The 15979-nt window shown below is 33.6% G+C and carries 16 protein-coding genes and 1 tRNA gene; 11 read left to right on the top strand and 6 right to left on the bottom strand.

The window, feature by feature from the left end; all coding sequences use genetic code 11:
- Window positions 1-3: 3 nt before the first annotated feature.
- Entirely contained in the window at window positions 4-2415 is a 2412-nt protein-coding gene (locus tag AC23MC_RS05620) for a TonB-dependent receptor (RefSeq protein WP_487567431.1), read from the top strand.
- 69 nt (window positions 2416-2484) lie between these two features.
- Here AC23MC_RS05620 and AC23MC_RS05615 read toward each other — a convergent pair whose 3' ends face one another.
- On the bottom strand, window positions 2485-3336 hold the full coding sequence (locus AC23MC_RS05615) for a DUF2911 domain-containing protein (RefSeq protein WP_487567430.1): 852 nt from the start codon (window positions 3334-3336) through the stop codon (window positions 2485-2487).
- Window positions 3337-3475: 139 nt separating this feature from the next.
- Between AC23MC_RS05615 and AC23MC_RS05610 the strand changes: the two genes are divergently transcribed.
- From AC23MC_RS05610 to AC23MC_RS05590, 5 genes are all read left to right on the top strand, one after another.
- Complete coding sequence (locus tag AC23MC_RS05610; protein WP_487567429.1) at window positions 3476-3943, top strand: SRPBCC family protein; 468 nt, start codon at window positions 3476-3478, stop codon at window positions 3941-3943.
- Window positions 3944-3946: 3 nt separating this feature from the next.
- Entirely contained in the window at window positions 3947-4639 is a 693-nt protein-coding gene (locus AC23MC_RS05605) for an SDR family NAD(P)-dependent oxidoreductase (RefSeq protein ID WP_487567428.1), read from the top strand.
- 73 nt (window positions 4640-4712) lie between these two features.
- On the top strand, window positions 4713-5999 hold the full coding sequence (locus tag AC23MC_RS05600) for a cryptochrome/photolyase family protein (RefSeq protein WP_487567427.1): 1287 nt from the start codon (window positions 4713-4715) through the stop codon (window positions 5997-5999).
- Window positions 6000-6099: 100 nt separating this feature from the next.
- Complete coding sequence (locus tag AC23MC_RS05595) at window positions 6100-7563, top strand: cryptochrome/deoxyribodipyrimidine photo-lyase family protein (RefSeq protein ID WP_487567426.1); 1464 nt, start codon at window positions 6100-6102, stop codon at window positions 7561-7563.
- Window positions 7564-7619: 56 nt separating this feature from the next.
- Complete coding sequence (locus tag AC23MC_RS05590) at window positions 7620-7889, top strand: hypothetical protein (protein WP_487567425.1); 270 nt, start codon at window positions 7620-7622, stop codon at window positions 7887-7889.
- Between the two features lie 41 nt (window positions 7890-7930).
- On the opposite strand, the gene AC23MC_RS05585 is transcribed toward AC23MC_RS05590, so the two are convergent.
- The 4 genes from AC23MC_RS05585 to AC23MC_RS05570 form a co-directional block, all read right to left on the bottom strand.
- Window positions 7931-8587 carry an HAD family hydrolase gene (locus AC23MC_RS05585; RefSeq protein WP_487567424.1) on the bottom strand — a complete coding sequence of 219 codons (657 nt, stop codon included), beginning with the start codon at window positions 8585-8587 and terminating at the stop codon, window positions 7931-7933.
- Window positions 8588-8766: 179 nt separating this feature from the next.
- Window positions 8767-9483, bottom strand: coding sequence for a tRNA threonylcarbamoyladenosine dehydratase (locus AC23MC_RS05580; RefSeq protein ID WP_487567423.1), 717 nt, complete (start codon window positions 9481-9483; stop codon window positions 8767-8769).
- 92 nt (window positions 9484-9575) lie between these two features.
- Complete coding sequence (locus tag AC23MC_RS05575; RefSeq protein ID WP_487567422.1) at window positions 9576-10232, bottom strand: TatD family hydrolase; 657 nt, start codon at window positions 10230-10232, stop codon at window positions 9576-9578.
- 52 nt (window positions 10233-10284) lie between these two features.
- Window positions 10285-10881: a DUF1684 domain-containing protein gene (locus tag AC23MC_RS05570; protein WP_487567421.1), complete on the bottom strand. Its 597-nt coding sequence runs from the start codon at window positions 10879-10881 to the stop codon at window positions 10285-10287.
- A 328-nt stretch (window positions 10882-11209) separates the two neighbouring features.
- Here AC23MC_RS05570 and AC23MC_RS05565 point away from each other — a divergent pair, with 328 nt between their 5' ends.
- The 4 genes from AC23MC_RS05565 (at window position 11210) to AC23MC_RS05550 (ending at window position 15187) form a co-directional block, all read left to right on the top strand.
- A complete protein-coding gene (locus tag AC23MC_RS05565; protein WP_487567420.1) occupies window positions 11210-12418 on the top strand; it encodes an MDR family MFS transporter in 1209 nt (402 codons plus the stop codon).
- Between the two features lie 272 nt (window positions 12419-12690).
- On the top strand, window positions 12691-13050 hold the full coding sequence (locus AC23MC_RS05560) for a BlaI/MecI/CopY family transcriptional regulator (RefSeq protein ID WP_487567419.1): 360 nt from the start codon (window positions 12691-12693) through the stop codon (window positions 13048-13050).
- A 1-nt stretch (window position 13051) separates the two neighbouring features.
- The gene (locus tag AC23MC_RS05555; protein ID WP_487567418.1) at window positions 13052-14971 is read left to right on the top strand and encodes a M56 family metallopeptidase; all 1920 of its coding nucleotides are present in this window, start codon (window positions 13052-13054) and stop codon (window positions 14969-14971) included.
- Between the two features lie 66 nt (window positions 14972-15037).
- Complete coding sequence (locus AC23MC_RS05550) at window positions 15038-15187, top strand: SsrA-binding protein (protein WP_487567417.1); 150 nt, start codon at window positions 15038-15040, stop codon at window positions 15185-15187.
- On the opposite strand, the gene AC23MC_RS05545 is transcribed toward AC23MC_RS05550, so the two are convergent.
- Window positions 15184-15696, bottom strand: a complete 513-nt coding sequence (locus AC23MC_RS05545) for an adenine phosphoribosyltransferase (protein WP_487567416.1) — start codon at window positions 15694-15696, stop codon at window positions 15184-15186. The two genes, AC23MC_RS05550 and AC23MC_RS05545, sit on opposite strands and share 4 nt — an antisense overlap.
- A gap of 71 nt (window positions 15697-15767) precedes the next feature.
- Between AC23MC_RS05545 and AC23MC_RS05540 the strand changes: the two genes are divergently transcribed.
- Window positions 15768-15841 (top strand) — tRNA-Arg (locus tag AC23MC_RS05540).
- Window positions 15842-15979: the final 138 nt, after the last annotated feature.

Genomic DNA, 15979 nt, shown 5'->3' with positions numbered 1-15979 from the left:
GTTATGTATAAAAATTTACTTGGATTTATATTGATCCAGTTGTTTTCATTTGGATTATTTGCCCAAGAAGTAACCGTTAAAGATGAAGTTTCAGGTGAAAGTCTTGAAGCCGTTACATTTAATTCCAATCAACACAAAATTTCAGCAGTTACTAATCAAATGGGAATTGCTAATCTTACTGATTTTAAAGATGTTAAGAAAATAAATATTCGAATGTTAGGGTATGAAACCTTAACATTGAGTTACAGCCAAATTGAAAGACAAGGATTTAAACTTTTTTTAACACCCGAAAGCACATCACTCAATGAAGTGGTTCTATCCGCTTCAAAGTGGGAAGAATCCAAAAAAAGTGTACCGAATTCCATCATTACATTCAAACCAAAAGACATAATTTTAGCCAACCCGCAAACCACAGCGGATTTGTTAACGAATACCGGAAAAGTATTTGTTCAAAAAAGTCAACTTGGAGGAGGAAGCCCAATGATTCGCGGTTTTGCAACCAACAGAGTTTTAATTAATGTAGATGGAATCCGAATGAATAATGCCATTTTTAGAAGTGGAAATGTGCAAAATATCATTTCAATTGATGCTAATTCTATTCAAAATACCGAGGTCATTCTTGGACCCGGAACTGTTATTTATGGTAGCGATGCCATTGGTGGAGTTATGAATTTTTATACGTTAGAACCTGAATTCACACCCAATAAGAATCAATATTATTTTGGAAATGTTATGAGCCGATGGTCGTCTGCCAATAACGAAAAAACATTGCATTTCGATTTGAATGTTTCCTCCAAAAAATGGGCTTTTGTAACCTCTGCTTCCTTTAGTGATTTTGAAGATTTACGAATGGGAAATCATGGGCCGGATGCGTATACTCGACCAGATTATGTGCAAACCGTTGACGGTGTGGATGAAATTATCACAAATGACAACCGTGAAATGCAAGTAGCTTCCGGTTACAATCAAATTAATTTCATACAAAAAGTAGCTTATAAACCAAACGAATTTTGGAATTTTACGTATGCTTACCACTATTCTACCACTTCTGATATCAACCGTTATGATCAATTATTAAGAAGAAGAGAAGGAAATCTTCGCTTTGCAGAATGGTACTATGGTCCGCAAGAATGGACGATGCATCATCTAAAAATTAATTACACCAAAGGAAATAAATGGTTTGATAAAGCCCAGTTTAATGCTGGTTTTCAACAATTTGAAGAAAGTCGTCACAATCGAAACTTTAACGGCTTAACTCGAAACAGTAACATTGAAAATGTCGATGCCTATTCCTCAAATTTCGACTTCATTAAAAAATTTGGTTCAAAAAATCGAATCTCCTACGGTTTAGAATATATTTTGAATAATATAAATTCAATCGGATTTCAAAGAAACATTGAAACCCGTGAACAACAAAATGCTCCCTCCCGTTATCCGGATGGTTCAAAATGGCAATCGCTGGCAGCATATTTGCAATATGAAAATAAATTATCAGATAAATTCACTTTTCAATCGGGACTACGTTTTAATCAAATTTGGTTAGATGCAACTTTTGACAAAACGTTTGTGGATTATCCGTTTGATGAAACTAAAATAAATACGAGTGCTTTTACAGGAAGTGTAGGTTTTACCTATCTAGCTACAAAAAATACAGCTTTATTTTTTAATGCCGGAACAGCCTTTCGTTCACCAAATGTGGATGATGTGGGTAAAATTTATGAAAGTACGCCCGGAAATTTAGTGGTTCCCAATCCAAATTTAGAATATGAATATGCGTATAATGCAGAAATTGGCATTCGACAAAAATTAGTAAAATCAATTTCGTTTGATGTAACCGGATTTTACACTCATGTGATAGATGCTCTAGTGCGAAGAAATTTCACTTTAAATGGAGAAAGCACCATCGAATTTCAAGGCGAAGTGAGCAACATTCAAGCCATTCAAAATGCGGCAAAAGCCAATGTGTATGGAATTCAAGCAGGATTAAATGTTGAACTTCTGCCCAATTTAAATTGGAGAACAAACGCCAATTGGACCAAAGGCGAAGAAGAATTAGATAATGGTGATAGTGCTCCTTTACGACACGCAGCTCCATTTTTTGGTGATACACGTTTGAGTTTGAAAACCAATAAATGGACAACTGATTTATTAATGGTTTATAATTCCAAAATCAATGCAGAAGATTTAGCTCCATCAGAAGTTGAAAAAGACTATTTATATGCTACTGATGCTAATGGAAATCCGTATGTGCCGAGTTGGTACACGTTAAACCTCAAATCAGTATATAAACTCAACGAAACCTGGTCTTTTTCGGGTGGAATTGAAAATATTACAGATCAACGTTATCGTCCGTATTCCTCAGGAATAACAGCTGCAGGAAGAAACTTTATTTTATCTGTTCGAACAGCTTTTTAAAATAAATTTGAAAACAAAAAAAATCCTATCACACGAAATGATAGGATTTTCAATTTATAAAAAGTAAGATTATTTTTTACTCCACTCAGCAATGCTGTCTTTGTTCATTTTAACATAATCAGCATTACCTGCTTTTTCAGCAGCTTCTAAAGAGGCTTTCGCTGTTTCAATAGCACCTTTTCTATCTCCCGCTTTCGCTTGAATTTGAGATTTTAAACGGTTATACCAAAATGGCGTTCCTTTAGCCGCTGTCATTTCAGTTGCTTTGTTAACATACTCTAATGCTTTATTGATATCTCCATTTGATTGATAATAATATTGAGCTGAGGCAAAATAATCACTCGCTGCAGGCCCGGCTAATACTTTTTCAATGTTTGCCATCGCTGTTTTCTTAGTAGGAACTTCGATTTTTACAGCTGCAACAGTTTTTTCCCAAGAAAATTCTAAATGAGCAAAATCATTATCCACATTATTTAACGAAATTGTAAAAGTTTCAACATTTCTGTTTAATGTTTCCGGTTTCACATTTACGCGAGCGGCTACTTTAGACTCTTCAAATTTCTCTGGTGTTCCCCAGTTTTCAGTGTCTGTATAGAAAATCACTTCCCAATTATCTGCTTTTGGAGTAACAAAAAGTGCATATTTACCTTTTTTCAAGGTTTTTCCATCCACCGTCACATCATCACTAAAAGTAATCATTGAGTTTTGATTAGCTCCCGTTCTCCACATTTTACCAAAAGGAACTAAATCACCAAAAACGGCTCTTCCCTTTGCACTCGGACGACTGTAATCAATTTCAATATCTGTTAAACCAACAGTTTGCTCAAAATTAGCTCTCGGACTTGCTGCCGGAGTTTTTACTTGTGCAGTAACTGCGAAAGAAGCAACAAAAAATACCGCTGCTAGTACTATTTTTTTCATAATTAAATAAGTTTAGTTAATTCTTCAAATTTACAGTTTAGAATTGGCAGAAACTGTTAAAGAAAGTATAAATCGAAAATATTTTGTTTAACTTTTTGTTCAAAATAATAAACAATAATTATCTTTACAAAAAAATTATATGAAAATATATACATTACAAACCAAACAAAATCTTCCCATTTCTATTGATGAAGCTTGGGAATTTTTGTCAAGTCCAAAGAATTTAAAAACTATTACTCCTACTTATATGGGTTTTAATATCCTCAGCGGGGCAGAAAAACCTATGTTTCCGGGACAAATTATTCAATATATTGTTACTCCGGTTTTGGGCATTCCAACCAAATGGGTGACTGAAATTACACATGTTCGTGACAAAGAATACTTTGTAGATGAACAACGATTTGGACCTTATGCATTGTGGCATCACAAACATTTTCTAAAAGAAATTCCGGGCGGAGTTGAAATGGAAGACATTGTGGACTATAAACTTCCAATAGGAATTTTGGGTCAATTAGTTCATCCGATATTGGTTAAACCTAAATTGAAAGAAATATTTGATTTCAGACAAAAAAAATTAATTGAACTTTTTGGAGAATTTAAAGGATAAAAAATGAAAAATATCTTATTAATAGGTGGTTCGTATGGAATTGGATATGCCATCGCAAAAGAATTACAATTTGAATGCAAAGTGTTTGTAGCTTCCAGAACATTTGAAAATAGTGATGATTTAAATGTCGTACATATTCCATTTGATGCATCAACAGATATATTAGATACATCTAAACTTCCCGAAGTTATTGATGGATTAGTTTATTGCCCGGGAAGTATCAATTTACGTCCGTTCAAAGGTATAAAACCTGAAACGTTTGAAAGTGATATGAGCATCAACTTTATTTGTATGGTAAAAGTTATTCAAGCTGTTCTTCCGCAATTAACTGCTTCCAATCAATCCAGTATTGTGCTTTTCAGTAGTGTTGCCGCCAGTATGGGAATGCCTTTTCACACTAGTGTTGCGGCCGCAAAAGGTGCTGTAGAAGGATTTGCAAAAGCTCTTGCCGCCGAATATACTCCAAAAATAAGAGTCAATGTGATTGCACCTTCCTTGACAGATACGCCTTTGGCTGATAAATTTTTGAATAATGATGTGAAACGCGAAAAATCGGCAGAACGTCATCCGCTCAAGCGATTTGGCACAGCCGATGATTTGGCTCAAATGGCTACTTTTCTTTTGAGTGATAAAAGTAGTTGGATTTCGGGGCAGATTTTTCATGTTGATGGTGGAATGTCCACTTTGTTAATTTAGTTTAAGATTGTTTAAAATGGTTTAAATTTGTTTAAAGCTGTTTTTGATTTTTTGGATTTTTACATTTTTTTATATGACAATTTTCTGGTTCCGAAGAGATTTACGTTTAGATGATAATATCGGCTTATTTCACGCTTTAAATAGTGATGAAGAAGTACTTCCCATTTTTATTTTTGATGAATTTATACTTTCTCAATTACCAAAAGATGATGCTCGGGTAACTTTTATTCACGAATTACTTTCTAAAATTCAAAAACAATTAGAAGAAAAAGGAAAATCATTAGCTGTTTTTTATGGAAAACCTGCTGAAATTTTTCAAAAGTTAATTACTGAAATTAAAATCTCAACCGTTTATACCAACCATGATTATGAACCATATGCTCGCAAAAGAGACAAAGAAATTTATCAGTTATTCAAAGAAAATGAAATTGAGTTTAAAACCAGTAAAGATCAGGTAATTTTCGAAAAAAGCGAAGTGGTTAAAGATGACGGTTTGCCTTATGTGGTTTATACTCCGTATTCAAAAAAATGGAAAGAAAAGTTTAAAACGATTCAGTTAGTTCATTACGAATCAGAAAAAAAGTTAGATAAAATTACAAAACACTCCTACCCTTTTTTAAGTCTAAATGATATTGGTTTTGAACCATCAAAAATCAAAGTTTCATCATTTGATATTTCAAATAAATTAATTTCAAATTATGAAGCTACTCGAAATTTTCCTTCTGTTGAAGGCACTTCGATGTTGGGAGCCTATCTTCGATTTGGGGCTGTTTCCATCCGAAAAATGATTGCAAAAGCCATCGAAAATAAAAACGAAACGTTTTGGAACGAACTCATTTGGCGTGAATTTTTTATGCAAATTCTATGGCATTTTCCACATACTATCAACAAAAGTTTCAAAGAAAAATACGACCGAATTGACTGGAATAACAACGAAGAAGATTTTAAAAAGTGGTGCGAAGGTAAAACCGGTTACCCGATGGTAGATGCCGGAATGCGTGAACTCAATGCGACCGGACACATGCACAACCGCGTGCGAATGATTGTTGCCAGTTTTTTATGCAAACACTTACTAATTGATTGGCGTTGGGGCGAAACCTATTTTGCTCAAAAATTGTTTGATTATGAACAAGCGAGTAATGTTGGAAATTGGCAATGGGCAGCCGGTTCGGGTGTGGATGCTGCTCCGTACTTCAGAATATTTAATCCGACAGAGCAAATTAAGAAGTTTGATAAAGATTTAAAATACATCAAAAAATGGGTTCCTGAAGTTGAAACTTCTGCTTATGCCAAACAAATCGTAGACCACAAAGAAGCGAGAGAACGCTGTTTGAAAGTTTACAAAGAAGCAGTTGGATAAAATAACCATTTTGGTAATAAGTGTCATTAAGATATGTTTGTTAATAAAACTTAATACCTAAATGGTTTAAAATAATTCTTCATTTTTTAAAAGCAATAAAATGAATATTGTTTGGTTCAAAAGAGATTTGCGATTATTGGATAATGAGGCTCTCTTTCGAGCTTTAAAATCGAATGAGCCTACGCTTTTACTTTACATTTTTGAACCTTCTTTGCTCCACGATCATCATTACAGTCAACGTCATTTTGATTTTATTAAACAGTCATTGGAAGAACTTCAAACTCAATTGAAACCTTATAAAACACAAATTTTAATTATTGAAAGCGAAGCAGTTGAAGCGTTTGAAAAAATCAATCAAATTCAATCCATTTCATCATTATTTTCTCATCAAGAAACCGGAATTAAACTCACTTTTGATCGTGATAAAGCGGTTGCGACATTTTGTAGAAATAATCAAATTACTTGGAATGAATACATTACCAACGGCGTAAAACGAGGCATATCAAACCGAAAAACGTGGAAAGACGATTGGGTTGAATTTATGGATTTTCCACAGTTTCCATTTCAACCAAAATTAAATTCATTTCTTACTATTGATAACTTTGAAAAGCTAAGTTCAACTTTCAAATCTGTTTCACTACTAACTTCAAAAAACACACCTTTTCAAAAAGGAGGAACTTTAACTGGAATGCGGTATTTAAATTCCTTTTTGAAAGAAAGAGTTGCAAATTACAGCAGACATATCTCGAAACCTGAATTAGGAAGACACAGTTGCAGTCGGATTTCACCTTATATTGCTTGGGGGAATATTTCCATCCGACAGGTTTGTCAACTCGCTTTAAAATTTAGAGATCAGAAGAAAAATGTACGTCAGATTGATAATTTTGCTTCACGGTTACGATGGCAGGCTCATTTTATTCAGAAATTTGAAATGGAATGCCACATGGAATTTATTGCTGTTAATAAAGGATATCGAACGCTTAGTCAAACTGTAATCCCAGAATTTCACCAAGCTTGGATCGAAGGTAAAACCGGCGTTCCTCTTGTAGATGCTTGTATGCGATTTTTAAATACAACTGGTTACTTGAATTTTAGAATGCGAGCCTTAGTTGTTTCATTTTATACACATCATTTATTTCAACCGTGGCAAAATTGTAGTCCGCACTTGGCCAGACAATTTCTTGATTTTGAACCGGGTATTCATTATCCACAAATTCAAATGCAGGCGGGAGTGACCGGAATCAACACTTTGCGAGTGTATAATCCTGTAAAAAATTCGTATGAACACGATCCGGATGGAATTTTCATAAAAAAATGGGTGCCCGAATTAAATTCTATTCCAACTGAATTTATTCATGAACCGTGGAAATTAACTCCTATTGAACAAATGCTTTATGATTTTGAAATTGGAGCAGATTATCCTTTTCCTATTGTAAACTTAGAAGAAGCAAGACGATTTTCGAGTGATTTTTTTTGGTCGATGCGAAAAAACGGTGAAGTTAGAAATGATGGTATTCGAATTATTGACAAACATACACTGTCTGACAGAATTGATAAACGTTAATTTATAGGTATTCTCACTAAAATTGATTATCTTACCAAAAATAAAAACTAACTATTATGAACAAAAATGTAATTCTTGCTTCTGTTTTCACCACTTTATTTTTAATTTCTTGTGGTAAAAAAGAAGAAAAACCTGCAGATACAATCATCATTGAGCAACCATCTGAAACTGAAACACCTCCTCCAGCTCCTGCTGAGCCAGTTGAAGAAGATGGAACATCATTAGAGATTGGTAAAGATGGTGTTAAAATCAACACCAAAAATGGTGATAATAAAACCACGATTGATGTGTCTGATAAAGATGCTAAAGTAGAAATTAAAGATTAAATTTTATCAAATTCCCCTTCAAAAAAAGGGGAATTTTTTATTTATTTGATGTTTCTTATCGACTCAAAACTCAATTCATTAAAATGACTGATGACTTTATCGGCTAATGAATAATCTTGTAGTTTTGAATGAAAACTATCATAACCAACACAATATATTCCGGCGGATTTGGCTGCTAAAATGCCGTTGGTGCTATCTTCAATTACAATGCAGTTTTGAACATCAGTATTTGCCAATTCTGCAGCTTTGAGAAAAATAGCAGGATGTGGTTTTGATTTCGGAAAATCTTCACCTGAAACTTTGTATGTGAAGTATTTATCCAACATAAATCGATTAAAAATGCGTTGAATGGTAACATTCGCAGAAGAAGAAGCCAAAATCAATTGCATTCCGTTTTGATGTAACTCTTTGATTAAATCTTCTACTCCATCCAATAAATACAAATCTTCTTTTTGATCAAAGGCATCATTGAATAAATTTCGCTTGGTTTCTACTAAAGTTTGAACGTCTTCTTTTAAGTCATAGATTGTTTTCAAACGTTCATAAATATTTTTGGTAGAATTGCCTGTAAACGATGCATACATTTCAGGTGAAACGTCAATGTTTAATTGTTTAAAATGTTGAACATACGCAAAATGATGCACCGGTTCGGTGTCAACGATTACGCCATCCATATCGAAAATTACGGTTTGTATCATAGGGAGTTGCTGAGTTGCTGAGATTCTGAGTTGCTGAGAAGCTGAGAAACTAAGTGGTTTAAATGGGTTTGAAAATTATTTTACTTTTCTTGTTTTTGCTATTTGATTTTTCTATTGTTTTATAATTGTCAATTCGCAGATAATAAACTCAGTAACTTAGTTACTCAGCGACTCAGCCACTATCTTTTCAACAAATACTTCACCACCGTTTCCGCAGCATGCAATCCAAACAAGCAAGGCATCCAGCTGTTTGTTCCGTAAAATGATTTTTTAAAGTTTTTGCCGTCGGTCATTTTTAAACTTGTTTCATCCGGCATTTCAGTAGAATAGACAGCTTTAATTCCCTTAGAAATTCCTTCTTTCTTTAGTCGCTTTCTGATTGTTTTGGCTAGCGGACAATATTCTGTATTACTGATGTCTCGCACTTTCACTTTGGAAGCTTCATATTTTCCACCTGCTCCCATATTACTGATAACTTTCACTTTTTTGCGTTTGGCAGCGATAAGTAAATTTAATTTTGGAGTTATACTATCGATACAATCCAAAACATAATCAAAATCGGAAGTAACCAATTCAAAAGCTCGTTCCGGTTCTAAAAACTCTTCTAAGCGAGTAAGATTTAATTCCGGATTAATATCCATCAAACGATCACCAACCACGTGCACTTTTGGCATTCCAACCGTAGAATGCAAGGCCGGTAATTGACGGTTTACGTTTGTAATATCCACCACATCGCCGTCCACAATGGTCATGTTGCCCACGCCGGCACGAGCAAGAAATTCGGCTGCAAATGAACCTACTCCGCCTAAACCCACTACGAGTACATTTGCGTTTTTTAAATTGTTTAATCCTTCTGTTTTAAATAAGAGCTCCGCTCGTTCTTGCCATTTAGCCATATCGGTTGTCTGTTGTCTGTTGTCTGTTGTTGGTTATCTGTTGTCGGTTATCCGTTGTCGGTTGTTGGTCGTCGGTTGTTGGTCGTCGGTTTTTACAAACTTTGGCGGAAAACTTTTTCAAAATTTGTTTTTATGATTGACTTTAATTCTTCAATTTCTATATTTTTATAGTTTGCTGCTAATGCGTAAACTTCTTCTACTGATTCTTCAATTGTATCGGTTTCCAGAAAAAATCGATTGTTTGGTACGGATTGAAAAACTGATTTCAACTCCGGATTTCGCAATAAATATTTTCCGAAGGAAAGGTAAAATCCGTTATCCAAAAGTTGCTTTGCTGTTTGTTCATTTTTTGAAAATCCGTGAATAATCATTGGAACTGTGACATTTTGTTCGTTTTTGATTTGGATAATTTCCTGAAAAGCAGCAACGCAGTGCAAAACTAATGGTTTTTGATGTTTTTCTGCTAATAAAATTTGTGCTTTGAACACTTTTTCTTGAATTTCAATTGGAATTTCGATGCGTTTGTCTAATCCGCATTCGCCTAAAGCGAGGCACTTTTGATGAGAAAGTTCTTTGTCAATTATATGTAAATCAGATGACAACCTGCTTTCGTCAATATACCAAGGATGAATTCCGATGGAATAAAAAGGTACTGAATTATCAAATTCCCACGGGTATTGATTGACCAATTCGAGGATGTTTTCTTGGCTGGTGAAGTTGTGTGTATGGAGGTTGAAGAGTTTGGACACGGATTTCACGGATTTTCACGAATTAATAATCTCACTAAGCAAAAAAGTAAACTTACTTCTTAAACGCCTTTACCCCTGCTTTTATTTCCACTTTTAAATCATTTTCTTGTGGAACGATTGGGCAGGAATACACTTCGTTGTAGGCACAATACGGATTGTAGGCTTGGTTGAAATCAACTGTCCAATTTTTTCCTTTTTGGATTTCGAGGTCGATGTAGCGGCCACCACCATAACTTTCTAGACCGGAAGTGTAATCGGTGAAGGGAAGGAATAAGCTGTTTTTGTAACCGGGTTTTTTGGAAAATTCAACATTTTGATAGACGTTTAATTGACACGGAATTCCGTCGATATCAAAATGAAGTTCGCCGTATTTCACGTAAATTGGTTTTCGTGAAGTAGTCGTTTTCATTTCAAACGGTTTTTCTTTTTTGGTTCGAATGAACTTGGCTGTCACAAAGTATTTTTCGTTGATTGGAAAAAATTCCAATTCCTTAAAAACAGCTACATCTTTTTTCTTGAGCGGACTTTTGGCTGTATCTGCGTAATGTTCATTCATATTTTTTTGAAATTGAATGACAGAGTCGCGTTCAAATTTTTGTTGAGAAAAAGCTAATTGTGTAAGCAAGAAAAGAAAGACTACGTTTTTCATTGTTGTGTTTTTACAAAAATAGGAAATTGATTGTTAGGTTTTAATGAAAATATGCGAAGAAAAATGTTCGTGTGAAATGCGTAGTTGATGCAAATTCTAGCCCGGATAGTAGTGAAAAGCCTTTTGAAGGATTGTTGTATTTTTTCTGGGCAAAAAAAAGCAACCAAAGGAAGCTCTTTTTTTGCCATAGAAAAAAAACAACAAGACAAAAAAGCTTGGAACGAATAGCCGGAATAGCTTCTGAAAAAAATCACACACATTTTTTGTTGTTATGTTAGCTTTTTAAACACACGCAACTTTGTACATTTGCAGTACTCAATTTTTACCGATGCTTAAGACTGCTTTTTCGAGGTATATTAATAATTTTCGTGGGTTTACGCGAGAGATTTGGATTTTAACGATTATTACTTTTATTAATCGGGCGGGTACGATGGTGTTGCCTTTTTTGTCGAAATATTTGAAGGAAGATTTGGATTTTTCGTATCAGCAAGTGGGCTGGATTATGGTTTGTTTTGGGTCGGGTTCGATGATTGGCTCTTGGGTTGGCGGGAAATTAGCGGATAAAATTGGCTTTTATAGAGTGATGATTTTCAGTTTGATGAGTACCGGAATATTGTTGTTTATCTTTCCGTTTATTACTGAATTTTCTACACTTTGTATTGCTTGGTTTTTTGTGATGATTATTGCCGATATGTTTCGACCCGCAATGTTTGTGTCGCTGGGAGCTTATGCCAAACCTGAAAATAGGACGAGAGCATTGACTTTGGTTCGACTTGCCGTGAATTTAGGTTTTGCGGCCGGACCTGCTTTGGGCGGATTAATTATTATGAACATTGGTTATTCCGGACTTTTTTATGTTGATGGAGCTTCGTGTATCATTGCGATTTCTATTTTTTGGATGTTGGTGAAAGAAAAGAAAAAGCCGGTTAATGAGCATATTGATGAATTTGAAGCACCGCATCGTTCGGTATTTAAGGATCGTCCGTTTTGGGTTTTTCTGTTTGTGAGTTTTGTGACGGGAATGATTTTCTTTCAATTGTTTACAACGCTTCCACTTTATAATAATGAGCAATATGGTTTGACGGAACTTGAAACCGGTTTGCTGATGACGTTGAACGGATTTCTGGTTTTCTTACTGGAAATGCCCATTGTTGGGTACTTTGAACGCAAAAAAGTGGATAAAATGAAGATTGTTATGCTGGGTTCACTTTGTATGGCTTTAGGATTTTTTGCGTTGCTTTTTAACGTTTGGGTTGGAATTTTAGTTATTAATATTTTGTTCTTAACCTTTGGCGAAATGTTTGCGTTTCCGTTTTCTAATTCTTTTGCTTTAAGTCGAGCACCTCGCGGACACGAAGGCAGATATATGGCTCTTTACACCATGACATTTAGTTTGGCTCATATTGTGAGCTCAAAAATGGGAATGGAAATTATTGCTTTTCACGGCTATCAAGTGAACTGGTTTGTAATGGGTTGCTGCGGATTGCTTGCTGTTTTTTGTTCGATTTGGGTGATTAAGAAGGTACGGGAGGAGTAAGTTTTAGTTGCGAGTTTCGAGTTGCGAGTTTCGAGTTGCGAGTTTCGAGTTGCGGGTTTTGCTAGAAAGGAAGAAAGACACAAAGCTATTGAAAATTATTAAGAGGTGAGAACGCTTACTTTCCTCTTTCATCACACTTCTTCCATCTTTCATCTTCCATCTTTCATCTTCCATCTTCCATCTCTGTCAAAACTTAATTTATAGTTAAATAACTAAAATTATAGTTGTGTAACTAAAAAAATAGTTGTAGGTTTGTTTTAAACTTTACAATTATGCAAAAGCTCACGAATAAAGAAGAAGAAATTATGCACATTTTATGGAAGCTGGAAAAAGCATTCGTAAAAGATGTGATAGCTGAAATTAAGGAAGATCAGCCGCATTACAACACCCTATCGACCATTATTCGGAATTTGGAGGAGAAAGGCTATGTTTCACATCAAGCCTATGGAAACACACACCAGTACTACCCTATCATTAGTATGGAAAAGTACCGCAAGACTTTTATGAATACTGCGATTGAGCATTATTTTAATAACTCATATAAAAGTATGGTTTCGTTTTTTGCGGAAGAAGAAAAAATTTCTGCTGAAGAATTGAGAGAGATTTTAGCTATTATTGAAAAAAAGAAATAGTATGGAAAATTGGCTGCTCTATTTCGCAAAAGTGAACGGATTAATCGTTCTGTTTTATGTAATGTATGTTCTCTTTTTAAGAAAAGAAACATTCTTTAAATCGAATCGATTGTATTTAATTTTAGGATTGATTTCTTCGTTTATTTTTCCATTAATTACGTTTACAAAAACCGTTTGGGTTGAATCAAAACCTGTTATTTTTGATGAAAGTATCAGTTCAAATTCAATTTTTGTAGAAAATATAGCTCCGATTGAAGATACTTTTAATTGGAATGAAGTTTTGATTTTCGTTTATCTACTAATTTCAATTTTAGTTTTAATAAAAATTACGATAGAGGTAGTTTCTTTCTTTAAAAGCATCCAAAATCAAGATAGAAAAAACGAAGAAAATTATACTTTAATCAATTCTTCTCAGCACGAAAATCCTTTTTCTTTTTTTAATTACATTATTATAAATCACCAACAATTTTCGGAAGAAGAATTAAATCACATTCTTATTCACGAATCCATTCACGTAAAACAAAAGCATTCATTTGATGTTTTATTTTCAAGAATTATCTGTGCTATTTTATGGATAAATCCAGTGATTTGGTTGTATCGAAAAGCAATCATCCAAAATTTAGAATTCATTGCCGATAATGAAACTTTCTTAATTATTAACAACAAACACGCTTATCAAAAAACATTATTAAAAGTTGTAATCAGCAACAATCAATCAACAATCACCAATCAATTTTTTCAATCATTAATCAAAAAACGAATCGTTATGTTAAACACAAATCAATCACACAAAAAGAAATCTTGGAAATATGCAGTCATACTTCCTTTTTTAATTGCATTTACGCTTTTATTTCAAATTGAAACAGTAGCTCAAACGAAAGAAACTAAAGTTGAAGAAAACACTTATGCCGTTTCGTCCAGTTATTCATCTATTTTAACGAAGAACACAACAGACTTAGAAATTAAAGAATTACAAGAAACATTTTCAGGAGAAAATCATAAATTAATAATTTCAAATGTAAAAAGAAATAAGAGTAATGAAATTATAGCCATTAAACTAGAATTTGATTATGGGAAAACATATAATCGTGTTTTGGATCGTAAGTCTGAAAAACCAATTGACAATATAAAAATCTATATCAATTCTGATGAAGATGATGATGATTTAGCTTATGGTTTTGAAGAGGTTGACATTACTCCACTTGATGTTCTTTTAGTTGAAGAAAAGAAGCCAAAAGAAAAACATTTAAGTATGGATAACCTAACTAGAAATGGAAAAGAAATTATTTTAATTATTAATGGAAATGTCAAAGGTGCCGAAGAAAAAGTTAAAATAGATTTAGATGATGAGTTGAGTGATATGAAAGAAATCTCAGCAAGTGAATTTGAAAAAAAATACAATAAAAAAGCAGATAAAAATAAACTTTATTATGAAATTGAAACTGTAAATGCAGTTAATATTAGCACCAATAAAAATAAAGTTGTTATTGGTAGTTATAAAAATACTGATGAAGTTTTCAAAACTGACGAAACTACAAATAAACTTTATATCATCAACGGAAAAGAATATTTAAAAAGTGAATTACCTAAAGGAACCACAATTTCATTAGAAGGTAGTATAACTGATTTAGATAAAGAAGAAGGTATAAAAAGATATGGGCAAAAAGAAAAAGACGGTGTTTTAATTGTTGATGGTACTGCAAAATTTATTTCTTCAGATGAAAAAATAAAATCAAGTGAAAATTTAGAAAAGAATAAAGAGCTTGAACTAAAAGCACAAGAAAATTCTAAATTAACTGAATCTGAAAGGGAAGAAAGAATGAAAGAGAGAAATGAAAAAATAGATGAAAGAAATAAACTCTTGGAAGAAAGAAAAAAGAAAATGGAAGAAAGAAAAAAAGAATCACGAAAAAAACAATAACATTGAAAACCAAGCAGCTACCATCATCGATAGCCGTTTTTTTTGTATTTTTGTTAAAAATGGAAAATGTACTCACTTTTAGCACAACTTAACAAAATATTATTGCCAAGTTTTAGCAAGCAGCAATTAGATTTAGCCAAAGCCAAAAAATGGCAAATGGCGATTATCGGTTGGCGATATTTTGTGACGACACGAGCTTTGGATAAAAATAATTAATACGTAATCGCTGCAAAAACAGGATATTCTTTTATTTTTTCTCTTCCGTTTAAGAAGGATAATTCCATTAAAAAATTCAATTGAATAATTTCACCTCCTAATTTCTCTACTAATTCACAAACGGCTTTTGCTGTTCCGCCGGTGGCTAACACATCATCGTGAATTAAAACTTTGTCTCCTTTCTTTATCGCATCTATGTGAATTTCCAACGAATCCGATCCATATTCTAATTCATAGGAAGCCGAAATGGTCTCAAAAGGAAGTTTTTTTGGTTTTCGCACCGGAATAAAACCTGCATTTAATTGTTGAGCTAAAAGCGTTGCAAAAAAGAAACCGCGACTTTCTACGCCCACAACTTTATCAATTTTTTGATTATTTAAACTTTCTAAAAGCAGTTTCAAGCATTCTGACGTTGCTTCAGAACTACTCAGCAACGGTGTAATGTCCTTAAAAACAATACCTTTTTTCGGAAAATCAACAATGTCACGAATATATTTTTCTAAAGCCATAAAAAAGTGGTTTTTAAACTAAATTTGGTTTGCAAGTTACATAAAAATAACTATATTTGCACCCGCATTAAGGCCTCGTGGCGCAACTGAATAGCGCATCTGATTACGGCTCAGAAGGTTACTGGTTTGAATCCAGTCGAGGTCACAAATAAATAGCAAAAAAAGAAAAAACGCCAAGCTCGCTTGAGCGTTTTTTTGTTTTTGCTATTTTCAAAGCGGAGCTTTGCTGGATATTGCTTGCAAAATCCAAGTGAGTTAAATGTTGCTCAGATTATCTAATCGA

The sequence above is a fragment of the Flavobacterium sp. T50_26 genome (assembly GCF_057652995.1).
Note: the sequence above shows the minus strand (reverse complement) of the source record. Positions and strands in the feature narration are given on the sequence as shown.